This window comes from Stenotrophomonas sp. STEN023 (genome assembly GCF_056760135.1).
On record NZ_JBRREF010000030.1, the window covers coordinates 18,099 to 43,058 of the forward strand.

Sequence of the window (24,960 nt, forward strand, 5' to 3'; positions counted from 1 at the left end):
AACCCGCGCCGGCCTTTACCCAAGAGCCCTTGCATGAACACTGAAGCCAACACCGCCCTGCCGCCGCGCGAAGCGATGGAATTTGACGTCGTCATCGTCGGCGCCGGCCCTGCCGGTCTGGCCACTGCCATCCGCCTGCGTCAGCTGGCGGTGGAGAAGGGCCAGGAACTGTCGGTGTGCGTATTGGAGAAAGGCTCCGAGCCGGGCGCACACATCCTGTCCGGCGCGGTGATGGACCCGCGCGCGCTCAACGAGCTGTTCCCGGACTGGAAGGAGCGCGGTGCGCCGCTGCGGCAGGCCGTCACCCGCGACGAATTCCTGTTCTTGAATGAAACCGGCGCCAAGAGCACGCCGCACGCCTTGTTGCCGGAGTGCTTCCACAACGACGGCAGCTACATCATCAGCCTGGGCGAAGTCAGCCGCTGGCTGGCGCAGCAGGCCGAAGCGCTGGAAGTGTCGATCTTCCCGGGCTTTGCCGCCGCCGAAGTGCTGTACGACGAGAACGACGCGGTGATGGGCGTGGCCACCGGCGACATGGGCATCCACAAGGACGGCACGCCGGGACCGAACTACGAGCGCGGCATGGAACTGCATGCCAAGTACACGATCTTCGCCGAAGGCTCGCGCGGCCATCTGGGCCGCCAGCTGATCAGCAAGTTCAAGCTCGACGCCGGCAAGGACCCGCAGGCGTACGGCCTGGGCATCAAGGAGCTGTGGCAGATCGACCCTGCCAAGCACGAGCCGGGCCTGGTGGTGCACGCCGCCGGCTGGCCGCTGGACAACGACACCTACGGCGGCGCCTTCCTGTATCACGCTGAAGGCGGCAAGGTCTCGATCGGCTACGTGGTCGGCCTGGACTACAAGAACCCATGGCTGAGCCCGTTCGAGGAATTCCAGCGCTTCAAGACCCACCCGGCGATCCGCAAGCACCTGGAAGGCGGCAAGCGCATTGCCTACGGCGCACGTGCGATCACCGCCGGCGGCATCCTGTCGTTGCCCAAGACCGTATTCCCGGGCGGCGCGCTGGTCGGCTGCGAAGCCGGCTACCTCAACGTCAGCCGCATCAAGGGCAGCCACGCCGCGATCAAGACCGGCATGCTGGCCGCCGAGGCCGCATTCGACGCGCTGGTCGCCGGTCGCTCACGTGATGAGCTGAGCACCTATCCGGAAGCCTTCGAGAACAGCTGGCTGAAGGCCGAGCTGATGCAGGCCAAGAACTTCAAGCAGTGGTTCAAGAAGGGCCGCACCCTGGCCACGCTGATGACCGGCATCGAACAATGGCTGCTGCCCAAGCTGGGCATCCGCAACGCGCCGTGGACCATCCACCGCACCAAGGCCGACCACGAGTGCCTGGAGCCGGCCGCCAGCCAGCCGAAGATCAACTATCCCAAGCCCGACAACGTGCTGACCTTTGATCGCCTGAGCTCGGTGTTCCTGTCCTCGACCAACCACGAAGAAGACCAGCCCAGCCATCTGACCTTGAAGGACGCCAGCGTGCCGGTGAACGTCAACCTGGCCACCTATGGCGGCCCGGAAGCACGTTACTGCCCGGCTGGCGTGTACGAGTTCGTCGGCGAAGGCAGCGATACCCGCCTGCAGATCAACGCGCAGAACTGCGTGCACTGCAAGACCTGCGACATCAAGGACCCGACCCAGAACATCGTGTGGGTGACCCCGCAGGGTGGTGGCGGTCCGAACTATCCGGCGATGTAAGCATCGCCATCAACCCACAGGAGTTTTGATGAGCATTGTCAGTCCAGGCGCCCGCTTCCGCGAAGCGCTAAAACAGGAAAGCCCGTTGCAGATCCCCGGTGCGATCAACGCCAACCATGCGTTGCTGGCCAAGCGGGCGGGCTTCCGCGCGGTCTACCTGTCCGGTGGCGGCGTCGCCGCCGGCTCGCTGGGCCTGCCGGACCTGGGCATCAACACCATGGACGACGTGCTCACCGACATCCGCCGCATCACCGACGTCTGCGACCTGCCGCTGCTGTCGGACATCGACACCGGCTTCGGCCCGAGTGCGTTCAACATCGCGCGCACGGTGAAGTCGCTGATCAAGGCCGATGCGGCGGCCTGCCATATCGAAGACCAGGTTGGTGCCAAGCGTTGCGGCCACCGCCCGAACAAGGAAATCGTGTCGCTGGGCGAGATGGTGGACCGGGTCAAGGCCGCCGCCGATGCCAAGACCGATGCGGATTTCTTCCTGATCGCGCGTACCGATGCGATCCAGATGGAAGGCGTGGACGCGGCGATCGAGCGTTCGCTGGCCTGCGTCGAGGCCGGTGCCGACGGCATCTTTGCCGAAGCCTCGTATGACCTTGAGACCTACAAGCGTTTTGTCGATGCGGTGAAGGTGCCGGTGTTGGCCAACCTGACCGAGTTCGGGCAGACGCCGCTGTTCTCGACCGAGGAGCTGGGTTCGGTAGGCGTGGCGATGTGCATTTATCCGCTGTCGGCGTTCCGCGCGATGAACAAGGCGGCGGAGAATGTGTATACCGCAATCCGTCGTGATGGCCACCAGCGCAATGTGGTGGACACCATGCAGACCCGCGAGGAGCTGTATGAGCGGATCGGGTATCACACGTTTGAGCAGAGTCTGGATAGGACGCTTGCTGCGAAAAAGGGATGATTTTTTGGTGGGGGCTTTGAAGCTATGAGCCGGAAGGCCTGGAAGCTTAGAAGCTTGAAATGCCAAAAGCTCAAAAGCTGCCCTCTCCCCTACCCCTCTCCCGTAAACGGGAGAGGGGCTGCTTCGTCTCGATTCTGCATGGGCTGGCATTACTAGCTTCGGCGCACTCCGCCAACTCTGTCCGGAGCCGAAAAGCCAAAGCTCAAGCAATGCTCTGAAGCATCCCTTCTCCCGCATGCGGGAGAAGGTGCCCAGCGGGCAGATGAGGGGGCTTCTGCTTCGAGCTTCTGCTTCGAGCTTCTGCTTCGAGCGCTTTCCAACAGACCCGAAAATGCATGACTCTTCCCTTCTCCCGCTTGCGGGAGAAGGTGCCCAACGGGCGGATGAGGGGAGCTTCTGCTTCTGCCTTTGCTTTAGCCATTCCTTCAAACTCCCCCAAACCCGACAAAATCCAGACCCTTTGCATCCCCTCCAAGCACCGGCCATCATTGCCAACGCCGAACAACCACGGCCGCCCCTGCACCGAGAAAGCAATGCCCCGCCTGCCACTGATCGCTCTTGCCTGCCTGACGCTCAGCGCCTGCGGCCAGCGCGACGCCTTCAACCACAGCACAAGCGCTGATCCACATCAGCGTGAGCTCGAACGCGCCTTCGCCATCTGCGCTGGTTGCCACGACACCCGCGCCAACCTCGGCCACCGCGTCGGTCCCAATCTGCATGGCGTGATTGGCCGCAAAGCCGGCACCGCTCCGGGCTACAACTACTCCGAAGCAATGAAGGCCAGCAACATCACCTGGGATGCACAGACCCTGGACGCTTTCATCAGATCGCCAACCAAACAGGTACCCGGCAGCAAGATGGTAAACGCCACCTCCGACCCGGCGCGTCGCCAGGCCGTGATTGAGTTCCTGTCCACGCTACCCGAATAAGCGGCGCATCAATCCAGCGTCTGCACACCGCCGCCATTGACGAACAAGGTCTGGCCACTGACCCAGTTGGAGATCGGCGCCGCGAAATACAGCACCGCGCCAGCAATATCATCGGCCTCACCCAGGCGCTTGATCGGCGTATGCGACAACATGCGCTGCTCGATCTGCGGCGTCAGCACCGTCGCCAAGGCATCGGTACGCACCGCGCCCGGCCCCACCGCATTGACGCGGATTCCTGCAGGACCATAGTCGTGCGCCAGATTCGCAGTCATATGGTTGATCGCCGCCTTCGATGCAGCGTAAGCACTGATCGCTGGACTCTTGTTGATCGAGCTCATCGACGACATGTTGATGATCGAACCGTAGCCGGCTTTCTGCATATGCGGCGCGCACAGCTGCGACAGCCGCCACGCACTGAACACATTGATCTGGAACGGCCGCTCGAACTGCTGCAACGTGATCTCGAACGGGCTCTCGCGGCCAGCGCCGCCGCCACCGGCGTTGTTGACCAGAATATGGATGCCGCCAAGTTCGGCAGCCGTACGTTCGACCACGCGCACCAGGTCTTCGTCCTTGAGCACGTTGCACTCCAACGCCAAGGCCTTGCCGCCGGCCGCGATGATCTCCGCTGCCACTTTCTCCGCCGCCGCCAGCTTTAGATCAGCGATGGTCACGGCCGCGCCGTAGGCGGCCAGCATCAGGGAACTGGCGCGGCCGATGCCATTGCCACCGCCGGTAACGATGGCGACTTTGCCAGTCAGATCGAAATGCGCTTGCGGGATCATGGTTGCGTGCTCCTGTCCGGGCGATTCATCGACCCCGCCACCATACACCCCGCCACCAGAAGCGGGGGTGACGTGCAGCCTTCACGCAAGCGCTTCCGGTGCCCGTGCAGGCTTACTGGCCGATGTTTTTTGCCAGGAACGCTTCCAGCGCACGATAGAACGCCGCGCTGTTGTCGTCGTTATAGAAACCGTGGCCTTCGCCCGCCACCGCCATCCACTCGGGCGGCTTTCCGGCCGATACCAGCGCCGCGCGCATCGCATTGGCTTGTGCAATCGGCGTGCGCTCGTCACGCTCACCGTGGGCAAGGAACACCGGCGCCTTGATGCTGGACGCAAGACTCGTCGGTGAGTTGGCGGCCAACTCCTCGTCGCTGCGCCCGATCACACGCGTCAGGTAGTTCCGGCCATAGGCGTTGTCCTTGATGTCGCCCTTCTTGTACATCATCTTCAGGTCATAGACGCCGGCCAGGCCCACCGCGCAGCGGATGAGCTCGGGCTGCCGCGCGGCCAGCATCATCGCCGAGTACGCACCGAAGCTCGCACCATAGCTGCATACACGCGAGGTATCGGCAAGGCCCAGGGTCGCCGCATGGTTCAAGCCATCCAGCACATCCTGTTGGATACGCGTTCCCCACTGCAGGTAACCGAGCTCTTCAAATGCATTTCCACGGCCGCCGCTACCGCGGTAGTTGACCTGTACCACCAGATAGCCGCGGTTTGCGAGGAACTGTGCATCGTTGTCGTAGAACCAATCATCGCTTACCCCGTGCGGGCCGCCGTGCGGCAGCAACACGGTTGGCAATCTGCGGCCTTCGCTGTTGCGCGGAATGGTCAGTATCGCCTCCAGTTCCGTTCCGTCACCGGCCTTGAAACGCACCGGGCGACGCTCGGCCATCAACGCCGGATCGATTCCTTCGCGCGGCGACAAGACCTTTTCCAGCTTGTTGGTCGCGCGCCGGAAGACGTACCAGCCGCCCGGATCACGGTCGCTGGCCAGGTGCACCAGGACCGTCTGGCCGTCGCGGCTCACGTCATCGATGGTCACGTGCTGTGCCGGTAGCAGGTCTGCCAGGGCCTTGTGCAGTTCCGCCTCGGGCTTGCCCGGGTCGAAGTACTGCAGCTGCGGGCGCCCCGCCACCGGCGAGGCAGCGAAGGGTACCGCCGGATCGCGCGTCCATTGCGACAACCCCACATTGCTGAAACCATCCGCCAGCAAGGTATCGCGGTCACTACCATCAGCGGCGCTGGATATCAGTGATGTCGGCCCATCATTGCGACTGAATCGACCATACACGCGCTGGTTGTCGGCCGAGAACGCATACGGCGTCCAGATGCCTCCTGTTTTTCCCTCTGGAATCGGCTGCCAGCGCTGCCCATCTTCGGACGCATACAGCAGGTGGTTGTCGTCATCGTCGCGTCCCCATGCATAACGCGCCACGCCATTGCGATCGATCACGAACTGCAGGCTCGGCACATTGAGGCTGGCGATCAACTTGAAGCTGGGCCGCTGCCCCGCGTCGACCAGGTACAACATCGAGTTGGTTGGGTTGCGCTTGAGCTGGCGCATGTAGAAGCGGCCATCATTGCCCTGGGCTACACCTTCGATGAAGCCGAAGCCGCGATCCAGACCCGCCGCCGCGTTCTGCTGCTCGTAGCCGTAGATGTACCGCTGGTTCTGGCCGTCGAAATCGCTGGCGATGATCTCGCCCATCGGCAGCGGTTTTTCAAGCGAACCGTATTTGCGTCCCTTGGCGATCACCAGCCGTTTGTCGCTTACCCAGATGATCTGGTACGGGCTTTCAAAACGCGGCAACCGCAGCACTGCGGTGCGCTGCATGTCGCCCAGGCGCAGTATCTGCACCGCATGATTGCCTTCACCAAAATCGGTGCCCATGGCCAGATATTCGCCACTCGGCGACAGCCTCGGCATCGAGAACGGGCTGGCCTTGGCAAAGGCCTCCACCGGTACCTGCTGCGCCGCTGCCGGCCACGCCAGAAATGCCAGGCATGCCAACAACAACATGGATCGGAACTTCGCTTTCCCTGCATTACCCATGACGCGTTCCCCAAACGGTCAGAATCCTGAATTGGAGACTATGTCATTTTCTCTTCGGCTAGAAGATGCCAAAGGAGCCAGTGCAGCAACCGTAATCCGGCAGCAGCCCCGGCTTTGGCTACTCGCCCGCGTTGCGCGCCAGCGACATCAGCTTGAATGCGCGGGAGCTCGATGCCTATCTGGCGGCGCCGACGAAGCGCGTAGCTGGCACGCGCATGGCCATCGTTGTATCCGATGCGGCTCATCGGCAAGCACTGATCGCGTACCTGTCGACTTGCGCGCCAGCGTCACCGCCTATATGCACAGCGCCTGCGAGCTGACCGGTTACCTCATGCTGGAGCACTGAAGTGCTGCTGCAGATCCTGCCGGTCGCGCATAGTGCCGTGCCCGGCTATTGGCTTGGCTTGGAACTGGCGATCAACAGCACCTGGCGTTAGGTCTGCCACAACCGCAGTGAGATGCCTTTCGCCGTACCTACGTCAAGGCCACATCGGTGCTGGGTGTCTTATGGTTGCTGATCGCAGCGGCCGTGGTCCTCAGCAGCTACAAGCCGGCATGAAGCCGTCGGCAATGATCGCTATCCCGGCCCCATTGCTACCTGACATCAGACAACAGCGGGCTCTGTACTGCGGCGTGAAGTCAGGCGTGTAGACGTTCTGAACGCAAGTTGTGGCAGGATCATCCCCTGACGCATCCATTCGGGGACTCGTCCACATGTCTCTTGCTTCACCCGGCTTGATCCGTTCGCTGTTCGCCGCCGCCCTCTATCTGTCATCGCCGCTGGCGCTGGCCATGACTCAGTGCCCGCAGGAGTCCGGCGGAAAATCCACCGGTTTCTGGCTGCTCGGCTGGTTGGTATTCGCCCTGTTCGTGGTCGGTGGGATCCTGTTGGTGGTGTTGATCTTCCGCGCTACCCGCAATGCCCAGCCGCGCCCACGCTGGTTGCTGCGCATTGCCAGCATTCCGGCCATGCTGGCGATGTGGATGTTGGGCTTCGGTATCTTCCTCGGCAAATTCGTGCTGGTGTGCTGAGGCAGCGCATCACGCTGCCGGAAACCACCATGGCGATGCGGTGCCGGTATTGATCAGCAGCGCGCGTGCACGTACGAAGCGACGGATCGATGCGCTTCCCATGCGCGAGCCGCCCATGCCGGACAGCTTGAAACTCTGTTTTTCGGCGGTCTGGACCATGCCGGTCAAACAGGCGTCGTTGATCGAGATGCCGCCGGCCTGCAGCTGACGTGCCACCCGCTGCGCACGTTCGGGGCTTTGCGTGAATACCGCTGCCGACAATCCAAACTCGGTGGCATTGGCGCGCGCGATGGCCTCGGCTTCATCGGCTACCACCATCACCGGCAACACGCTGGCGAAGCTTTCATCTGCGACCACGGCCATCTCGTCGCTGACATCGACCAGCACCGTTGGCGGGCACCAGACGCCGCCGTGCTCGATCAGTTCGCCGCCGGTCAGTGCGCGTGCGCCCTTGGCTTTGGCATCGGCAAGCTGTGCGCGGACCAGTTCCACCTGCGAGGCGGCAATCACCGGACCGATCTGGCCCTGCTTTGGATCCGGCCACGCCAGCTGCAATGCGGAGGCTTCCTTCACCAAGGCGGCAATGAACGCATCGGCCACCGGTGCTTCCACGTAGACGCGCTCGATCGACATGCAGCTCTGGCCGCCGTTGACGAAGCTGCCCCAGGCCAAGGCGCGTGCCGCATGATCGATATTGGCATCGGACAAGACCAGCGCAGGGTCCTTGCCGCCCAGTTCCAACGACGCGGGGATGAAGCGACGCGCACAGGCTTCGCCTACCTTGCGGCCGGTGGCGACCGAGCCGGTGAAGCAGATCTGGTCGCTGGCCTCGATCAGCGCCTGGCCGGTGGCGCCAGCGCCGGTAACCAGCTTGAACACCTCTGCCAGGCCAGCTTCCTCCAATGCCTCACGCAGCAGCGGCACGAAGCGCGAAGTGACTTCGCTGGGCTTTGCCAGGATGCTGCAGCCTGCCGCAAGCGCCGGCACCGCATCGATCAGGGTCAGCATCAACGGGAAGTTCCATGGGCTGATCACGCCCACCACCGCATACGGCACCCAGGTCTGCTGGCTGTGGATGAAGGGAATCGCTTCGGGCTGGGCCGGCTTTTCCGTCAGGCAGCCCGCCGCTTGTTGCGCCCAGCGGCGGATAGCAGCGACCGTACCATCCACTTCAATCTGCGATTCATGCCAGCGCCCGGTATCGGCCAGCAGCACATCGAGGAAGCCATCGCGGCGTGCGACCAGCGCATCGGCCAGAGCATCCAGGCATGCGCAGCGCTCTTCGATGCTGCGCTCAGCCCAGCCGAGCTGCGCTTGGCGCAGGCCCAAGCCCAACGCCGCAACCTCGGCGGCAGGCGTGATTGGCAGTTCGCCATCGGATAGCCCGCTGCGCGGATTGCGCAGCGGCAGTGTGGTGGCTTCAGTCATTGCCCAGTACTCCGGCGCTCAGCAGTGCATCAAGGGTGGCGTTCTGGCGCGCGGCGAAATCGGCGCGCTGCGGGATCTTCAAACGGCCGCCATCCAGCAGCGCGTTGGGCTTCAAGGCGGTGCTGGCCAGGCCGGCGTTGATCGCCGCTTGCGGTAGACGTGACAGGAAATTGCCCATGCCCGGCCGTTGCCGGCGGCGACGCAGGCCGGCGATATCCAGGTCGGCGTACGCGGCCATCGACTCGCCGGTACCGGCAGCGGACAGCACCCGGCCCTGGTCATCGACAATCTTGCTCATGCCGTCGGCGCTGCCCAGCGGAATATCCACACCACTGATGCCGGCGGTATTCGCGGAGACCACATAGGCCATGTTTTCCAGCGCGCGCGCGCGCTTGGCGATGTCCTTGGGAGTCAGCTCCGGGCTGCCGACTTCGCTGGTGGAATGCAGGATGACTTCCGCACCACGCAGGCCCATCGCCCGCGCGATCTCCGGATACAGGATTTCCTCCGAGGCGATGCAGGACAGGCGACCGAGCGGCGTGCGCGCAACCGGGAATACGCCGTCGATGCCGTATACATCCAGGTACTTGTCCCAGACATCATGCGGGCTGGGTGCGTACAACGAGATAAGCCGGCGGTAGCGCAGGATCTGGTTGCCACTGTCGTCGAGGATCACCGATGACTGGAAGTACAGCTCGGGGAAGTTTGGATCGCGCTCGTAGGCGTTGGAGCATAGATACACGCCGTTGTCCTGGGCGATGCGGCCCAGCTGCGCGTACTCGCTGCCGTCCATCGAGAAACAGCCTTTGGCCGCCCAGCCGGGAATGGTGTCGCCCAGCGGATAACTGGTGGCGAAATACTCCGGCAACACCACCAGTTTCAGGTCGGCGCCGATGAAGGCCTTGGAGGCGCGGATCTGCCGGCCTACGCGTTCGATATTGTCCGCAACCGCAGCAGCGGCGTCTTCCGGCGTGGCGCAGGCATTGATGGCGCGGCAGGTGGTCTGCAGTGCCAGCGCACGATATGCATCGATCATGGAACCTTACCTTCGGTAGCGGTGTCGTTGAGGGCTTGCGTCTGCACGCCATCGGCCAGCAGCACGCGGAATGTGCCGGTGCCAGCGCGCAGTGGCTTGATCGCGGCGTATTCGCGGCTGTGCCAGAACGCCAACGCTGCAGCGCGGTCTGGCCACTGCGAGATCACGGTGCGGGCTGGCGCGTGTTCGCCTTCAAGGCTCTGCTGGGCACCGCCCATGACCAGATACTGCCCGCCATAGCGTGCGGCGACGTCAGGCGTTGCGCGGGCGTAAGCACCGAACCCCTGCGGATCGGTGATGTGCGCTTCGATGATCAGGTAGGCGGTCATGGCAGGCTCGATTGGAGGGCTGTGCTGGAGAGCTCATTTGAAGCTTGGAGCGCGCTTTTCCAGGAAGGCAGCAGCGCCTTCGACAAAGTCGCTGCTGCTGAAGGCGTCGTTGAAGGCAGCATCGGCCTGGGCCAGGCTGATGCCGGCATCGCCGCCGAGGTGGCCAAGCACGGTCTTGATCGCGCGCCTGGCCTGGCCGGAGGTGGCCAGCAGCTGCTGCACCTGCGCCTGCTCAAGCGCTTCGATGCCTGCCTCGCCCGCCAGCTGGTTGATCAAGCCCCATTCCAGCGCAGTGGCGGCATCGAGAAGCCGGCCGGTGAGCAGCATTTCGCGGGTGCGGGCCATGCCAACCGTGTTGAGCAACCGGCGACTGTCATCGGCGCTGTAAACTAAACCGAGCTTGGCTGGGGTGATAGCGAACCGGCTGCGGCTGCTGGCCAGGCGCAGGTCACAGGCCAGGGCCAGGCCAAGGCCGCCGCCCACGCAGGCACCGTCAATGACGGCCAGCGTGGTCTGCGGCAGGCGTTGCAGCTTGAGCTGGGTACGCTGGACCTGGGCGTTGTTGGCGGCAAAGGCGGCCGGAGCGGTGAGCAGCTGACCGAGTTCGTCGATATCGGCGCCGGCACTGAACGCCCCCGGTTCGCCGGATACCACCACGATCTGGGCGTCACTGGCGGCAATTTCGTCCAGTGCGGCCTCGATTGCCGCCCAGTGGCGGGTGGCCAGGGCGTTGCGCTTGTCGGGTCGGTGGATGCCGATGCGGGCTAGCGCACCGTCACGGCTCCAGCAAATCACGGTTTCTTCAGTGACCATGGCCTATCCTATTTGTTCTATCGTTATAGCATTAAGCCAAAGGAGGGTGAAGCGAGATGTCCCAAGACACACTGGCCACACTATTGAGTGCCAACGCGCACAAGCTGTTGCGCAATGACTTGCCGACGCCGCTTTACCACCAGATGTTCAGCCTGCTGCGCGACCGCATCCTCAATGGCGAGATCCCGCGCGGCGCCCGCATCCCCACCGAGTTCGACCTGGCCGATGGCTTTGGGGTGTCCCGCATCACCGCCAAGCGGGCGCTGGACGAGCTGGCCGCCGAAGGCCTGGTCGAGCGCCGTCGCGGCAAGGGCACCCACGTCATCCACCGCTCCCGGCCCAAGCCGATGCACAGCCCGCTGACCGGGCTGCTGGAAAGCCTGGAAGTGCTGGCCGAGCACACCAAGGTGCAGCTGCTGCAATTCCGCCGTGCGGTGCCGCCGGAGCCGATCCGGGCACTGTTCGATACCGGCCCACGTGATGTGCTGGCGCAGGCCATCCGTCTGCGCCTGCGTGCTGATGTCCCGTTCGGCTACTACATCAGCTGGACCAATACCGACCACCCCGAATTCAACGAGGCGCGGCTGGCCAACAGCTCGCGACTGAAGCTGTTCCAGACCGCCGGCATCCAGATCAAGCAGGTGGAACAGGTGCTGTCAGCGGTGAATGCCGACGCCATAGCCGCGCTGCACCTGAAGGTGGAACCGGGCACCGCATTGTTGTCGTTGGAACGCCGCTCCTACGATGGCGATGGCAACCTGGTGGACCTGCTCAACGTGCAGTACCGGCCCGATCAGTTCACCTACCAGATGACACTGGATGTGGATGACGGTGGGCATGACTGAGAAAGGTCGCAGGCCAGGGAACAGACAGAATGCTCCAGGCTGCAGAGTGGTCACAATCTTGCCGTGATGGCGGTGCATCGCTCACGGCTCTGTAGTGAACCTATCCCGGAAAACAACGGACTCCCGACCCGGCCGCGGGTCTGCACAAGCAGCCCCACGGTTGATGGCACGCGCTGTTGACTCATTACCTACGACGCTCCAAGCCAGCCCTCGCATGGAGCGTTCGGCCGCGTGCAGCGCGTCAGATCTGTGCGATGCCGCCGTCAACCGCGAGCTCGCTCGCAGTCATGAAGCTGCTGTCATGCGAAGCAAGAAAAGCCGCCGCAGCGCCAAGCTCCGCTGGCTCGGCCATGCGTTGGAGCGGATTCATCGAGGCGAAGACCTTCATGCCCTCTTCGCCCACGATTGTCGCCGCCCGTTCGGTCGCCGTCGGTCCCGGCGACAACACATTGATCCTGATACCGGTGCCTCTCAGGTCTTCTGCCCATGTCCGCGCCAGATTGCGTACAGCTGCCTTGCTCGCGCTGTAGACACTGAATGCCGTAGCTCCGGTGGTGCCGGCGCTTGATCCGGTCAAGATGATCGAGCCCCCCTGTCCCATCAGCGGTAGCGCCTTCTGGACCGTGAAGATCGTACCTTTCACATTGGTGTCGAAGATCCCGTCGATGTGCTCGGCGCTGATCTCGCCCAACGGGAGCCGGCTTCCCTCCCCTGCATTGGCGAAGACGATGTCGAGGGTTCCGCGCTCCGCCTTCACCGCTGCGTAGAGCCGGTCGAGGTCGGCCAGTTCGGAGACCGAGCCCTGCATCGCCCGGGCATGCGGCCCCAGTTCGGCCACGGCGGCGTCGAGCGCTTCCTGCCGACGGCCAAAGATGAAGACGAACGCGCCTTCTTCGACGAAGCGTCTTGCCGCAGCAAGGCCGATGCCGGTGGCGCCACCGGTGATCACGGCGGTTTTTCCACTCAATCTGGTCATGTGGTGGATCCTCAAATAGGTGTGTGCGTAGGGGGCTATCTTCGGAGCAGTGCTTCAGGCTTCAGCCTGGATTGAGAGTGGGCTCTGTTGGCGGTACGTCGCTCACGACTTCTGTTTGAACAGGCCTTTGAGATCAACGCTCCCCGAGATTCGCATCGCGGGAGTTCGGATGTTTCTTTGTTCTTTTTTGAAAAATCCAAGCGGGCAATGCGCTCAAGCCATGGTTTGGAGACAACCGCTTGTTTGAGCAGCGCGCCGCTGCCACAGCCTCTGTCGAGGGACCGAGATGTGCCTGGAAGCAGGCTTGCGATGTCGACGGGATCGCAAGCTTGGACTCTGCGTATCCCGTTCATCGGCCGGTGTCTCTCGTCCTTGCTTGCGGTCCTGCAGTTTCGACTTCCGGTGGCGGCATTCATTGTCCACCTCGACACATTGGCTGTGAGGTGGTGGAGAGAGCGAAGCATTCGATTGTCGAAGACCGCAGCGTGAAAATCGTGGATGGCGACTATCAAGTCAAGGCTATTCGTTGCGATCCCCGCCCCGTCCCGGGGTGTGCCCACATAGTTGATTCACTGTCCCCATGCTTGCTCGGCGAGGTGTTCACGAAATCGCCGAAACAGCGACGAATACGTGTGTTGTGACTTGCCCGCCAAGGGGTAACACCATGGGAAGAAGCACTGCTGCTGGCGCATGCGTGGCCACGGCAAATGCAGATGCCCGCCGTCCCCGCTGCGCAGGGATGGCGGCAGGCATTGCTCGCTGCAACAGACGCTTTCTTCAACATTGAACAGCACGTGGCCATCGACGTCAGCACTGCAGACGCTCCGGTGAAATCCAGGCCGGATGCATGCCGTTCAAGCTGCCGGTGCGGATGCACAACAAGCGCGAAGCACTCGCTATCCAGCACATCGAGAAACTCCGATGTGGCCTCTGCAAAACCAGCGAAGTAGCCAACGCCCGGTGCAACCGGTGCGATCACCGGCTCGCGATCAAAGAAGCGTTCGATCATCTGCGCGGTCAGGTGCACGCGTCATGCAGCGATTGATGCAACAGCACCAGGCCCTGCTCTGGGCAACGGCAATGCTCGCTGCGACCACCGGTGCGGATGAACTGACGACGGCTGGCGGCAGCACTGCGCATGGTTACGGTCACGCTGGCTGTGATGATCGTTTTCATATCAACAGATAGCTCCACTCCGCGTTTGATCAACATCGCAGATTGACGCCTGTAGTGGATGTACTGCGGTCGCAGCAAACACGCTGGAATGACCTAACAACCAAACCTATAAGACAAACCAGCTTCCGCATTCATTTTTCAAAACCCTTTGATCTCAGATAGATACGCAGGATCCGGACCGCGTTGGCAATTGTAGAAAGCCAGCAATAGTCCTGTTGATTGTCCGGACAAATGGCGGAATACTCGCCAGGAAGCATTGATATATCTATATGTCGATGTGCGCCGTATCCGAACGCGGTTTTCCTTCATCACGCTACGAGGCAAGTCATGAAAGATGTTCTGTACCGGAGTGCTTTAACTGTCGCGATCATGACGGCCATCGGCAGCGGCGATGCTTTCGCCCAGTCGTCTGGGGAAGAAGCTGTGCAGCTGGATCAGGTAAGTGTCACCGCGCAACGCCGCGAAGCACAGATGCAGAAGACGCCGCTGAGCATGAGCGTGATCAGCGGGCCGGAGCTTGACCGCATGCAGGTCAAGCGCGTGGACGACATCAAGTTCGCCGCCCCCAACATCATCATCGAACAGAACACCGGCACCAGCTCCGGCGCCAAGATCTTCATGCGCGGCGTGGGTGCCGATGAGTCGATGTTCACCAATGATCCGGCGGTGGCGCTGTACATCGACGATGTCTACATCCCACGCCAGAACGGGGCGATGTTCGACCTGTATGACGTCGAGCGGATCGAAGTGCTGCGCGGCCCGCAGGGCACGCTGTATGGCCGCAACGCGACCGGCGGCGCAATCCGCTACATTTCGCGCAAGCCTACCGGCGAGAGCAAGCTGGCGCTGGATGGCAGCATCGGCAACCTTGGACGCCGCGACGCACGCGTGAGTTTTGCCACCCGCATCGGCGAGACGCTGGACATCTCCGCCGCCGCGCTCAGCCGCCAGCGCGATGGCATCCTCAAGGACATCACCCACAACCGCATGGTCAACGACCAGGATGTACTGGCCGGGCGTCTGTCGCTGGCCTCGACCTGGGGCGAAGCCTCCTATGCCACGCTGAGCATCGACCGCCTGCGCGAGCGTTCCACCCCGGCCTGGGGCACACCGGTGGCGCTGGATGCAAATGGCAACCAGGTGCCACGCCTGGGCAGCTTCTACAAGACCGAAACCGACACGCTGGGTTTGAACGACATCGATCAGTTCGGCGTGGCCCTGACCAATGAAACCGACTTCGGTGCGTTCTCCTGGCGCAGCATCGCGCACTACCGCACGCTGGACCATCACTTCTACATGGACGTGGACGGCACCGCGCAGACCCGTTATCACCTTGAACAGGACCAGCGCCAGAACCAGAAGGGTTACGAGGCGCAGTTCACCTCACAGCTCGACGGTCCTTTCAGCTGGGTTGCCGGTGTGTTCGCGTTCAAGGAACACAACGACCAGCCAACCCGCAGCGACATCTTCGTGCGCGGTGGCACCAACTACATCGCCCAGGACACCTCGGCGTATGCGATCTACGCACAGGGCGACTACAAGTTCACCGACAGGCTGACCCTCACCCTGGGCGGCCGCTACAGCTATGAGAGCAAGGATTTCTCGGTGCGCGCGGTCAAGGCAAACGGCGACCCCAACTTCAGCAAGAACATGCGCAACAGCTGGAACCGCCCGGACTGGAAGGCGCTGCTGTCCTACAACTTCAACGACAACGTGATGGGCTACGCCAGCGTCACCACCGGCTTCAAGAGCGGCGGTTTCAATGGCCGTGGCAGCACCCCGGCAACCCTGGTGCAGGTGGATGCCGAAACCCTGCGCGCCTATGAAATAGGCATCAAGTCGACGCTGTGGGACAACCGCCTGCGCTTGAACGGCAACTACTACCGGCTGGACTACGACGGCATCCAACTGGCCGCAGTGAACCCGGAAGGCATCTTCGTGGTGACCAACGCCACCGGCGCCTTGATCCAGGGCATCGAGCTGGAAGCAGAGGCGCAGCTGACCCGCGGGCTGAAGCTCAACGCCACGCTCGGCACCATCGATTCGGAATACCAGAAGTACAAGGCCATCAACGCCGCCTATTTCCGCGGCCACCCGCTGAAGAACGCACCCAAGCTGCAATGGACCTTTGGCAGCAGTTACGTGCAGCCGCTTGGCAATGCCGACCTGGTGTTCAGCGCACAGGCGCGCTACACCGACGACTACTTCCAGAACCAGGATGCCTCGCGTCTGATCATGCGCAAGGCCGGGCATGAGTACAACGCGCGCATCGCCTACGAACCGCGTGATGCGCAGTGGTCGGTGGCGCTATGGGGCAAGAACCTGAGCAATGAATTCGCCTCCACCGGCGGCTTTGATATCGCTGGACTGGGCGTAGGCGTGATCTACCCGAACGTGCCGCGCACCTACGGCGTGGAGTTCAGCTACCGGTTCTGGTGAGGGCTGATAGCGACAGGTAGTGCCGAGCCATGCTCGGCAGGGGCTTCACCCGCCAAGGCCGGAGCGCCCTCACCCCAACCCCTCTCCCGCAGGCGGGAGAGGGGCTAAAGCGGTAGTGCCGAGCCATGCTCGGCAGGGGCCTTCCCGGCGCCGCATCAGCCAGCGAGAGCGCCTCCCAACCCAACCGACTACTGCCCGAAACACAACAAGGTCTATACCTACGACCCTTTTAGATATATAGATATATCATTAAGATCATTTCGGACCTGCCGGCAGCCCACCGTGGACCCGTTCACCACCCAATCCCTGGAGGGCATCCTCCGCCGTGACCTGCATGCGCCGCTGTACCACCAGCTGCAGGGATTCCTGCGTGGGCTGATCGAGCGTGGCGAGATTGGCGATGGCGAACAGTTGCCCCGTGAGGAAGAACTGGCCCGGCGCCTGCGCATCTCGCGGGTCACCGTGCGTCAGGCACTGCAGCTGCTGGCCAACGATGGCCTGCTGGTACGCCAGCGCGGCCGCGGCACCCGTGTGGTCGGTGGCAGTACCAGCCGCAGCTCCAGTATTCCGATGCCGTTGAAGACGCCACTGGGCGAGCTGATCCACAGCCTCGATACCCTGGCCAGCAACACCCAGGTGCGGTTGCTCGGCTGGGAGCGCGCGGTCCCGCCCGAGCCTATCCGCGAGCAGTTCGGCAGCGGTCCGCAGGAAGCCCTGGTGCATTGCGTGCGGGTGCGCTCGCGGCACGGTCAAGCCTTTGGTTACTACGCCAGCTGGACCCGCACCACACATCCGGAGTTCAACGCCGAACAACTGGCCTACGGTTCGCGCATCGCCTTGTTCCGCCGTTGCGGCATCCGCTTCCTGCAGGTCCAGCAGACCGTCAGTGCACTGCGCGCCGGTGCGATGACCGCCATGCACCTGCAGATGTCGCCCGGCCAGGCGGTGATGAACCTGACCCGTCGCTCTTACGGCCCCGACCAGCAGTTGCTGGATCTGCTGGACATCCAATATCGCCCCGACCAGCTGCGCTACCAGATGCGCCTGGACTACGAAACCAACAAGCCGGAGACATTTGTTTGAGTGCAACTGTGCGTGCAACGCTCGCCGAGAAAATCCTCGCCCGTGCCTGTGGGCGTGAGGCCGTGCAGGCGGGCGAAATCCTCACCGCCAAGCTCGACCTGCTGATGATGCATGACTCAGGTGGTCCACGCCGGGTCGCGTCGCGGCTGGAAAAGCTCGGCGCCAAGGTGTGGGACCCGGACAAGGTCGTCGTGGTCTCCGATCACTTCGTGCCGGCGGTGGACATGGAAAGCGCCGACATCCTCGCCCTCACCCGCCGCTGGGCGCAGGCGCACGGCGTCACCCATTACGACATGCTCGGCATCTGCCATGTGGTGCTGCAGGAGCACGGCCACGTGCAACCCGGCATGTTCTGCGTCGGCGGTGATTCGCATTCACCCAGCGGCGGTGCCTTTGGTGCCTTCATGGTCGGCATGGGTGCCACCGACATCACCGGCGCGCTGGTCACCGGTGAAGTGTGGCTGCGGGTGCCGCAGACTACCCGCGTGCAACTCGATGGCGTGCTCGGTGCCGGCGTCAGCGCCAAGGATGTGATGCTGATGCTGTGCGGCCAACATGGCATGGGCAACGAAGGCCAGGTATTCGAATACGGTGGCAGTGCCGTACAGGCGATGCCGATGCATGAGCGCCTCACCCTGTGCAACATGGCCGCCGAGCTCGGTGCAGAGACTGGCATCGTCGAAGCCGATGCAACCACGCTTGCCGCGCTGGAACAGGCCGGCAAGCCCTTCGGCGGTGATCTGGCGCAGTGGCGCAGCGATGCCGATGCCAACTATCTGCACCACTATCGCTATGACGCCGCGCAGATCGCACCGCACGTGGCGGCACCGCACAGCCCGGCAAACAGCCGCCCGGTTGCCGAGCACGGCAAGGTACGCATCGACCAGGCCTATATCGGCGCCTGCACCGGCGCCAAACTCACCGACCTGCGCATGGCCGCCGAGGTATTGAAAGGGCGCAGGATCGCCAAGGGCATGCGCCTGCTGATCGCCCCAGCCTCGGTGGCGATGACCGCGCAGGCTGCAGCCGAAGGCACGCTGGCAACGCTGACCGCAGCCGGCGCCATCCTGCTGCCATCCGGCTGCGGTGCCTGCGCCGGCATGGGTGCCGGCATGCTCAGCAGCGGCGAAGTCTGCATGTCCACCACCGCACGCAACTTCAAGGGCCGCATGGGCTCGGCCGAGGCACAGGTTTATCTGGGCTCGCCGTACAGCGTTGCCGCCGCCGCGGTGAAGGGCGAAATCTGCGATCCACGCGAGCTGTTGGGAGAAGACGTTTGAACGTCCGTGGCAAGGCTTTCGTGTTCGGCGACCGCATCGATACCGATGTACTGGCGCCCGGCCCTTATATGCGCGAACCAATGAGCGTGCTCGCCAGCCACTGCCTGGAAGCGGTGGACCCGGACTTCGCCAACGAAGTTCGCCGCGGCGACATCGTTGTGGGTGGTGAATCCTTCGGCATCGGCTCCTCGCGCGAACAGGCGGTACAGGCGCTGGCCGAGCTTGGCGTAGGCGCGATCATCGCCAAGTCATTCGCACGCATCTTCTATCGCAACGCGCTGAATCTCGGCGTTCCCGCGCTGGTTTGTGCGACGCTTGAAGCATCACGCGGCGATGAACTGGAAGTACGACCGGTGGAAGGACGCATCATCAATCACAGCACAGGGCGTGAGTTCGTCTGCGAGAAGATTCCCAGCGAGTTGATGGCAATCGTTGCCGGCGGCGGCCTGATGCCATGGTTGGAGCGCAAGCTGGCCACGGAGCGGCACATATGAACGCGCCGCATTCAAAACTGGGCATCATCCATGCGACCTTGATTGCGCCGGACCTGCAGCAGGTCTGCGACGCCTATGTCGCGCAGTTGGAATTGCAGGTACAGCAACGCGGCACACTGGGCGCCGAGGATGCTGCCGCACTCGACCTGACAGATCTGATCGGCGCGCCGTTGACATGGCTGGCCAACAGCGCTGGCGAGCCGGTGCTGCGGGTGATTGAAGACCCGCATGCAATCGTTGCCGAACCCATGTTCCGTCACGGCTGGTTGTCGCTGGAAGTGCTGGTGGGCGCTATCGATACCCTTGCCGCAGGCCTGCACGCGCCATTCAAGGTCCTGGGGCCGGCCGCCAATCTGGAACTGAGCGATGCCATTCGCGCCGCGCAGGTGCTGGGCCCCTGCGGCGAGCTGCTTTACCTCACCCAGATCACGGCACCGGTGCCACCGTTCGATCTGCCGATGACCGACGCTACGGTTGCCAACACCTTCATTGCGGTGATGACCACGCCGGATCGTGATGCCTCGCAACGCGCCTGGTCTGCATTGTTGGGTGCCAAGGGCTGGGCCTTCGATACAAAAATAACGGTGCTCAACCGCGCCTATGGGCAGGCCTTGGATGGCCGTTACCCGGTGGCCGTGGTACCGATGCCCGGGCAGTGCATGGTGGAGATTGACCAGGTTGACCTGCCTGCTTCACCCAAGCTGCGGCATGCGGGTCAGTACAGCCTGGGGCTGCGTTTGCCGGTGGTGGATGCTGCTGTGCTGGCTGAGGCCGGCTGGGTTGTCTTGGATGCTGGTGAGCGACGTAGTCTGCGTGGGCCCGCCGGAGAGCATGTGGAGTTGCTTGTTGGGTGATGGGATGCTGGTAAAGGCAACAGCAACAGCTCAAAAGCACCCCTCCCCAACCCTCCCCTGCGCTACGCGCAAAGGAGGGGGTGGAAGCAGCGCCGACATGAACTGGCAGAGCGCAGCCAACAGCCCCCTCCCTTGCACCGAAGGTGCAGGGGAGGGTTGGGGAGGGGTGCCTTTCGCATTGCTCCCATTACCTTTGCCATGTGTAACCAGCACTACACAGGCATAGCGTCAGCGTTTACCCAAGCACTTGAGGTAGGCGCAATGCGGACCCTGACTCTGGCTGCAGCCATCGCTGCCATCACCTGCCTGGGCGTGGCACCGCCAGCCGCGGCACAGGTCGCGCCGATGACGCCGGACATCACCGGCAAGAAGTTCATCGCGCCGCAGCCCGCGCGTGATTTCGACAAGCGCGAGGTGATGATCCCGATGCGCGACGGGGTCAAGCTCTATACCGTCATCATGATTCCCAAAGGTGCACACAACGCACCGATCCTGTTCACCCGCACACCGTACAACGCGGCCGGCCGGGTTGATCGCACGCCCGGCGCAACACGTCTGGTCGATGCCCTCGCCCAAGGCGACACGGTATTCGCCGAGGACGGCTATATCCGCGTGTTCCAGGATGTGCGCGGCAAGTACGGCTCGGAAGGCGATTATGTGATGACCCGGCCACCGCGCGGTCCACTCAACCCTACCAAGATCGACCACAGCACCGATGCCTGGGACAGCATCGACTGGTTGGTGAAACATCTGCCCGAGTCCAACGGCAAGGTCGGCATGCTCGGCTCTTCCTACGAAGGTTTCACCGTGGTGATGGCCTTGCTGGATCCGCACCCCGCACTGAAGGTTGCCGCGCCGGAAAGCCCGATGATCGATGGTTGGATGGGTGACGACTGGTTCCAGCACGGCGCCTATCGGCAGGTGAATCTTGGTTACTTCAGCGGGCAGATGACTGCACGCGGCGCCGGCGCAAAAATCGCCATGCCAACCGGCGATGACTACAGCAGCTTCCTGCAGGCCGGCTCGGTCGGTGCCTTCGCCAGGTCACTGGGGCTTGAACAGATCCCGGCCTGGCACAAGGTCAGCGGGCATCCGGCCTACGACGCGTTCTGGCAGCAACAGGCCTTGGACAAATTGTTGGCCAAGCTGCCGGAGATCACCGTTCCCACCATGTGGGAACAAGGGCTATGGGATCAGGAAGATATTTACGGCGCACACACCGCCTGGGCCGCACTGGAACCCAAGGACCACGACAACAAGCGCAATTTCCTGGTGATCGGCCCGTGGCGACACAGTGGCGCCAACTACAACGGCAGCTCGCTGGGCGCGCTGGACTTCAACGGCGACACCGCCCTGCAGTGGCGACGCGATGTGCTCAAGCCGTTCTTCGACCAATACCTCAAGGATGGTGCAACAGTCGCCAACACGCCGCCGGTGTGGGTGTACAACGCCGGCAGCAATCGCTGGGACACCTACAACAGCTGGCCGCAGAGCTGCACGCAAGGCTGCACCGCCAATGCACGCAGGCTCTATCTGAATGCCGATGCGCAGCTGGCCTTCAGCGCCACCGACACCGGCACCCAATACGCCGAATACATTTCCGATCCCGCCAAGCCGGTGCCATTCGTGCCGCGCCCGGTCAACATGGGGGATCGCGATGTCTGGACGACGTGGCTGGTGCGTGATCAGCGTTTTGTTGACGGCCGCACCGACGTGCTGACCTATACCGGCCCGGTATTGGACAAGCCGATGAAGCTGTCCGGTGTTCCACAGGTACAACTCAGCGCATCCACCTCCGGCAGCGACAGCGACTGGGTGCTGAAACTGATCGACGTCTACCCAGACCAGTATCCCGACAACCCGAAGATGGCTGGCTACCAGCTGCCGTTGGCGGTCACCATCTTCCGTGGCCGCTATCGCGAGAGTTTCAGCCAACCCAAACCCATCACGCCGGATGCGCCGCAGACTTACAGCTTCGATCTTCCCAACGTGAACCAGACCCTGCAACCTGGGCACCGCTTGATGGTGCAGGTGCAGTCCAGCCTGTTCCCACTCTACGACCGCAACCCACAGAAGTACGTGGACAACATCTTCTTCGCGCAACCGGCCGATTACCGCAAGGCCACCCAGCGCATCTGGAACAGCAGCGAGCATCCGAGCTACATCAGCCTGCCTGTAGCTGAGTGATGCCACACGCACTGGTACGAAACGCCTGCGCAGTAATGAGCCGCTTTCGTGCTCATATGCACAAACAGTGCTGCAAGAGTCCGCATCGATCGCATGCAAAGAAGGCGGCACCGTTGGGTGCCGCCCTCCTGTTGCAGTGACGCCTGCCAGACACCGGCACCATGACGGCAACTGGTCGCAAGGCTTAGATCAGGTCAACCCGTACCGCATCCTGCACCAGCAGCTCCGCGTCCAGCCCCGAGTGCTGGTAGACAACATACGAGAGGCCTTCGATGGACTGTTTTCCCATCCAGGCCCAGTCGCCGAGATCCAGACCACCAGCACCGAGCAAGTCATCCAGCTTGACCACGTCGCCAGTGTTTCCCTTCACCATCATCTGCACCGTCTGCTTGCCGCCCTCGTGGAACAGATCCACCTGACCATTGGCGAGCACATCCTCCAATGACAAGGTCAGCGTGTTGTTGCCGTTACCGGTCAGGTCGATGATCTCGATCGAGTTGATCTTGTCTTTCAATACGGTCAGATCCAGGCCCTGGTTGGCGCCGGTGAGTTTGAGGAGGTCCACACCACCGCCGCCGAAAACACCACCGCTGCTGGCCGTCGATAGAAGTGCGACGTTAGCCAGCGAAAATACGTTGTCCTCGTCGCCACCGTAGTAGCTACCAGCCCCGCCATCGATCGTCTGATTCGTTAGCACATTGAGCTCGCTGCTACCGCCGCGTATCTGGAAGTCATCCAGGCCAATCCAATCCCAGCTGCCGATCCCTGTATAGCCTGGCACCTTGTAACCGGTGCTCACCACCATGTACGAGAAGTCCTGTCCGGCCGGTGCCTTGAACGAAGCATTCAAGGAGTTCGGCCAGTAGGCGGACAGCGAAAGTTGCCCGACCAGTGCACCGCTGGCCGTATAGAACTTGACCACCGAGGGATCGAAGTAGCCGGCCTGCAGATTGGTCACCAGGAACTTGAGCTCGGACACCGGGCCTTCGGTAAAATCAATACGGGTGCGCCCGGTGATGCCGATCTTCATTCCGGTATAGACCGCAGGATCGTGGCTGGTCAGTCCGGTAACCGCGTCAGGTATCTGCCAGACATCATGATCGATCTCGGAGGTGATGCGCAGACCTTTGTAGGTCGTACTTTGTCCCGTACTGAGATTCACGTAGGCGGCATCATTGAAGTCGATGAGCTTGTTCTCGCCCATGTCCCGATACTTCGAACTGTTGCCAGCCTTGTCGATGATCGCGGCCATGACATCGCCGCTGGCGACTGGAAAACCGGGAGCGAGGCGTACGCTGCCCGCATCCACATCCTTCACAGTCAGTGCGTGATCAAAACGCTGTCCGTTCAACACGACACTGACAATGTCGCCGGCGGACACGGCCGCCGTCTTGAATGCCACCGTCAGGTAGGAACCCTCGACGCTGAGCTTGGTAGGTGCATCCGGCGCCAGGGTATCGAGGAACACATCGCGTGCTTCTATTTCGCCACTGCGCCCAGCGGCGTTTACAACCTTGGTCTGGATCGACCAGTTGCCGCTGTGAGCAATGTTGTCCTGTGCAGCCCAGCGAAGGCCATCTACCGACGCTTGACTCCAGCTGAGGCCGCCATCGGTGGACACCAGCAGACGCTCACCGGCTGCCAACTGCGCACTGAGTGCCCCCTGCATCAGACGCCCGGCAGCACCGTCATTGGTGAGCCAGTCACTGCTGCTTGCACCCCAGTCCTTGCTCATCGAGGTAACCGTGGCAATCTGTGCAGGTACCGGCGCCTGAACAACGATGATGTGCTTCTCCGAGTGCTCTGAGAAGTTTCCGGCTGCGTCGGAAATCACCACTTCAAATTCATGCTGACCATCCGGAAGCTCGTCTTCCGGCGTGAAGGTCCAGGTGCCGTCGTCCGCAACGTCGGCCTTACCAATTATCTGGCCATTGTCGATGATGGTCACCGTCGCGCCAGCTTCGCCCCTGCCCGACAGCGTTGGCGTGTTGTCATCGGTGCTGCCGCCATTGTCGATCGCACCGGTCTGCGCACCAACATCATCCGACACCGCATCGATTGCCGGCTTCTCGGGGACCACCTTGTCCACGATGATCACATACGGCTCGGATTCATCACTGACATCACCATCCGGGGATTCGTGGATGATGCTTATGCTGTGCCTGCCATCTGCCAGCGGGTGGATTGGAATGAACGCCCACCTGCCGTCGCCAGCCACCTCGGCATAGCCCAGCAATTTGACCCCATCATAGACGTGCACCAGATCACCGGGGGTTCCCCAACCCTTGATCTCCGGGCGACCGTCATCCGTGTAGCCGCCGTTGCCGATGTCACCTGTCTTGCTGCCATGGTCGTCGATGATCGTCTCGATCACAGGTGTGTTTCCTGCCGCATACATATCCACATAGTTGACCTTCGCCGTCTGTGAAGTCCGGCCATAACCTACTGCGCTCACTTGTTGTCTCCATTGACTTGAATTGACCGTGCAGCCGTGCAACGACTGCGCGCCAGGCTGCAGAACTGAAACTGCTAGTCGCGGCGCTATCTGCACGCGCCAGCCGGCGCGGCCTCCGGCACCAGTGCTGGAGG

21 protein-coding genes are annotated in these 24,960 nt (G+C 62.5%); 11 read left to right on the plus strand and 10 right to left on the minus strand.

The genetic code is table 11. The annotated features are described in order from the left end of the window. Positions 1–33 precede the first annotated feature (33 nt). From ACVOLV_RS10580 to ACVOLV_RS10590, 3 genes are all read left to right on the plus strand, one after another. Entirely contained in the window at positions 34–1,713 is a 1,680-nt protein-coding gene (locus ACVOLV_RS10580; RefSeq protein ID WP_481554357.1) for an electron transfer flavoprotein-ubiquinone oxidoreductase, read from the plus strand. Between the two features lie 28 nt (positions 1,714–1,741). Continuing rightward, the gene (gene prpB, locus ACVOLV_RS10585; protein ID WP_481554358.1) at positions 1,742–2,629 is read left to right on the plus strand and encodes a methylisocitrate lyase; all 888 of its coding nucleotides are present in this window, start codon (positions 1,742–1,744) and stop codon (positions 2,627–2,629) included. A gap of 533 nt (positions 2,630–3,162) precedes the next feature. Beyond that, positions 3,163–3,558, plus strand: a complete 396-nt coding sequence (locus ACVOLV_RS10590) for a c-type cytochrome (RefSeq protein WP_481554359.1) — start codon at positions 3,163–3,165, stop codon at positions 3,556–3,558. A gap of 8 nt (positions 3,559–3,566) precedes the next feature. Here ACVOLV_RS10590 and ACVOLV_RS10595 read toward each other — a convergent pair whose 3' ends face one another. Further along, a complete protein-coding gene (locus ACVOLV_RS10595; RefSeq protein ID WP_481554360.1) occupies positions 3,567–4,343 on the minus strand; it encodes a glucose 1-dehydrogenase in 777 nt (258 codons plus the stop codon). A 112-nt stretch (positions 4,344–4,455) separates the two neighbouring features. After that, complete coding sequence (locus ACVOLV_RS10600) at positions 4,456–6,366, minus strand: alpha/beta hydrolase family protein (RefSeq protein WP_481554361.1); 1,911 nt, start codon at positions 6,364–6,366, stop codon at positions 4,456–4,458. Between the two features lie 747 nt (positions 6,367–7,113). On the opposite strand from ACVOLV_RS10600, the gene ACVOLV_RS10605 reads away from it, so the two are divergent. After that, on the plus strand, positions 7,114–7,431 hold the full coding sequence (locus ACVOLV_RS10605) for a hypothetical protein (RefSeq protein ID WP_481554362.1): 318 nt from the start codon (positions 7,114–7,116) through the stop codon (positions 7,429–7,431). A 9-nt stretch (positions 7,432–7,440) separates the two neighbouring features. Here the strand turns inward: ACVOLV_RS10605 and ACVOLV_RS10610 are convergent, their stop codons facing one another. Genes ACVOLV_RS10610 through ACVOLV_RS10625 form a run of 4 tightly spaced genes read right to left on the minus strand, consistent with a single transcriptional unit; the run spans position 7,441 to position 11,037 of the window. Continuing rightward, positions 7,441–8,859: an aldehyde dehydrogenase family protein gene (locus ACVOLV_RS10610; RefSeq protein ID WP_481554363.1), complete on the minus strand. Its 1,419-nt coding sequence runs from the start codon at positions 8,857–8,859 to the stop codon at positions 7,441–7,443. Next, positions 8,852–9,895: a nitrilase-related carbon-nitrogen hydrolase gene (locus ACVOLV_RS10615; protein ID WP_481554364.1), complete on the minus strand. Its 1,044-nt coding sequence runs from the start codon at positions 9,893–9,895 to the stop codon at positions 8,852–8,854. Before ACVOLV_RS10615 ends, ACVOLV_RS10610 begins: the two co-directional genes overlap by 8 nt. Further along, complete coding sequence (locus tag ACVOLV_RS10620) at positions 9,892–10,224, minus strand: DUF1330 domain-containing protein (RefSeq protein WP_481554365.1); 333 nt, start codon at positions 10,222–10,224, stop codon at positions 9,892–9,894. Before ACVOLV_RS10620 ends, ACVOLV_RS10615 begins: the two co-directional genes overlap by 4 nt. 33 nt (positions 10,225–10,257) lie before the next feature. After that, positions 10,258–11,037, minus strand: a complete 780-nt coding sequence (locus ACVOLV_RS10625; RefSeq protein ID WP_481554366.1) for an enoyl-CoA hydratase/isomerase family protein — start codon at positions 11,035–11,037, stop codon at positions 10,258–10,260. Between the two features lie 56 nt (positions 11,038–11,093). Here ACVOLV_RS10625 and ACVOLV_RS10630 point away from each other — a divergent pair, with 56 nt between their 5' ends. Next, positions 11,094–11,882, plus strand: coding sequence for a GntR family transcriptional regulator (locus ACVOLV_RS10630; protein ID WP_481554367.1), 789 nt, complete (start codon positions 11,094–11,096; stop codon positions 11,880–11,882). A 241-nt stretch (positions 11,883–12,123) separates the two neighbouring features. Here the strand turns inward: ACVOLV_RS10630 and ACVOLV_RS10635 are convergent, their stop codons facing one another. The 3 genes from ACVOLV_RS10635 to ACVOLV_RS10645 form a co-directional block, all read right to left on the minus strand. Continuing rightward, positions 12,124–12,858: an SDR family NAD(P)-dependent oxidoreductase gene (locus tag ACVOLV_RS10635; RefSeq protein ID WP_481554368.1), complete on the minus strand. Its 735-nt coding sequence runs from the start codon at positions 12,856–12,858 to the stop codon at positions 12,124–12,126. A gap of 508 nt (positions 12,859–13,366) precedes the next feature. Next, positions 13,367–13,867: a hypothetical protein gene (locus tag ACVOLV_RS10640; RefSeq protein WP_481554369.1), complete on the minus strand. Its 501-nt coding sequence runs from the start codon at positions 13,865–13,867 to the stop codon at positions 13,367–13,369. A gap of 8 nt (positions 13,868–13,875) precedes the next feature. Continuing rightward, positions 13,876–14,070: a hypothetical protein gene (locus ACVOLV_RS10645; protein ID WP_481554370.1), complete on the minus strand. Its 195-nt coding sequence runs from the start codon at positions 14,068–14,070 to the stop codon at positions 13,876–13,878. Between the two features lie 291 nt (positions 14,071–14,361). On the opposite strand from ACVOLV_RS10645, the gene ACVOLV_RS10650 reads away from it, so the two are divergent. The 6 genes from ACVOLV_RS10650 (at position 14,362) to ACVOLV_RS10675 (ending at position 22,371) form a co-directional block, all read left to right on the plus strand. Further along, positions 14,362–16,473, plus strand: coding sequence for a TonB-dependent receptor (locus ACVOLV_RS10650; RefSeq protein WP_481554371.1), 2,112 nt, complete (start codon positions 14,362–14,364; stop codon positions 16,471–16,473). Between the two features lie 282 nt (positions 16,474–16,755). Continuing rightward, on the plus strand, positions 16,756–17,556 hold the full coding sequence (locus tag ACVOLV_RS10655) for a GntR family transcriptional regulator (protein WP_481554372.1): 801 nt from the start codon (positions 16,756–16,758) through the stop codon (positions 17,554–17,556). Next, positions 17,553–18,836 (plus strand): 3-isopropylmalate dehydratase large subunit, encoded by a 1,284-nt coding sequence (locus tag ACVOLV_RS10660; protein WP_481554373.1) that lies wholly within the window; start codon positions 17,553–17,555, stop codon positions 18,834–18,836. Before ACVOLV_RS10655 ends, ACVOLV_RS10660 begins: the two co-directional genes overlap by 4 nt. Next, positions 18,833–19,330: a LeuD/DmdB family oxidoreductase small subunit gene (locus ACVOLV_RS10665; protein WP_481554374.1), complete on the plus strand. Its 498-nt coding sequence runs from the start codon at positions 18,833–18,835 to the stop codon at positions 19,328–19,330. Before ACVOLV_RS10660 ends, ACVOLV_RS10665 begins: the two co-directional genes overlap by 4 nt. Next, positions 19,327–20,184, plus strand: a complete 858-nt coding sequence (locus tag ACVOLV_RS10670; protein WP_481554375.1) for a hypothetical protein — start codon at positions 19,327–19,329, stop codon at positions 20,182–20,184. Before ACVOLV_RS10665 ends, ACVOLV_RS10670 begins: the two co-directional genes overlap by 4 nt. A gap of 261 nt (positions 20,185–20,445) precedes the next feature. Next, on the plus strand, positions 20,446–22,371 hold the full coding sequence (locus ACVOLV_RS10675; protein WP_481554376.1) for a CocE/NonD family hydrolase: 1,926 nt from the start codon (positions 20,446–20,448) through the stop codon (positions 22,369–22,371). A gap of 184 nt (positions 22,372–22,555) precedes the next feature. On the opposite strand, the gene ACVOLV_RS10680 is transcribed toward ACVOLV_RS10675, so the two are convergent. Beyond that, complete coding sequence (locus ACVOLV_RS10680) at positions 22,556–24,826, minus strand: Ig-like domain-containing protein (RefSeq protein WP_481554377.1); 2,271 nt, start codon at positions 24,824–24,826, stop codon at positions 22,556–22,558. Between the last annotated feature and the right edge of the window lie 134 nt (positions 24,827–24,960).

Excerpts from the sequence above, each read along its gene's own strand:
- ACVOLV_RS10600 (WP_481554361.1), bottom strand. The coding sequence starts at position 6,366 with ATGTTGTTGTTGGCATGCCTGGCATTTCTGGCGTGGCCGGCAGCGGCG.
- ACVOLV_RS10640 (WP_481554369.1), bottom strand. The coding sequence starts at position 13,867 with ATGATCGAACGCTTCTTTGATCGCGAGCCGGTGATCGCACCGGTTGCA.
- ACVOLV_RS10630 (WP_481554367.1), top strand. The coding sequence starts at position 11,094 with ATGTCCCAAGACACACTGGCCACACTATTGAGTGCCAACGCGCACAAG.
- ACVOLV_RS10645 (WP_481554370.1), bottom strand. The coding sequence starts at position 14,070 with ATGTTGATCAAACGCGGAGTGGAGCTATCTGTTGATATGAAAACGATC.
- ACVOLV_RS10670 (WP_481554375.1), top strand. The coding sequence starts at position 19,327 with ATGAACGCGCCGCATTCAAAACTGGGCATCATCCATGCGACCTTGATT.
- ACVOLV_RS10580 (WP_481554357.1), top strand. The coding sequence starts at position 34 with ATGAACACTGAAGCCAACACCGCCCTGCCGCCGCGCGAAGCGATGGAA.
- ACVOLV_RS10615 (WP_481554364.1), bottom strand. The coding sequence starts at position 9,895 with ATGATCGATGCATATCGTGCGCTGGCACTGCAGACCACCTGCCGCGCC.
- ACVOLV_RS10605 (WP_481554362.1), top strand. The coding sequence starts at position 7,114 with ATGTCTCTTGCTTCACCCGGCTTGATCCGTTCGCTGTTCGCCGCCGCC.
- ACVOLV_RS10620 (WP_481554365.1), bottom strand. The coding sequence starts at position 10,224 with ATGACCGCCTACCTGATCATCGAAGCGCACATCACCGATCCGCAGGGG.
- ACVOLV_RS10635 (WP_481554368.1), bottom strand. The coding sequence starts at position 12,858 with ATGACCAGATTGAGTGGAAAAACCGCCGTGATCACCGGTGGCGCCACC.
- ACVOLV_RS10650 (WP_481554371.1), top strand. The coding sequence starts at position 14,362 with ATGAAAGATGTTCTGTACCGGAGTGCTTTAACTGTCGCGATCATGACG.
- ACVOLV_RS10595 (WP_481554360.1), bottom strand. The coding sequence starts at position 4,343 with ATGATCCCGCAAGCGCATTTCGATCTGACTGGCAAAGTCGCCATCGTT.
- ACVOLV_RS10625 (WP_481554366.1), bottom strand. The coding sequence starts at position 11,037 with ATGGTCACTGAAGAAACCGTGATTTGCTGGAGCCGTGACGGTGCGCTA.
- prpB (WP_481554358.1), top strand. The coding sequence starts at position 1,742 with ATGAGCATTGTCAGTCCAGGCGCCCGCTTCCGCGAAGCGCTAAAACAG.
- ACVOLV_RS10590 (WP_481554359.1), top strand. The coding sequence starts at position 3,163 with ATGCCCCGCCTGCCACTGATCGCTCTTGCCTGCCTGACGCTCAGCGCC.
- ACVOLV_RS10675 (WP_481554376.1), top strand. The coding sequence starts at position 20,446 with ATGCGGACCCTGACTCTGGCTGCAGCCATCGCTGCCATCACCTGCCTG.
- ACVOLV_RS10610 (WP_481554363.1), bottom strand. The coding sequence starts at position 8,859 with ATGACTGAAGCCACCACACTGCCGCTGCGCAATCCGCGCAGCGGGCTA.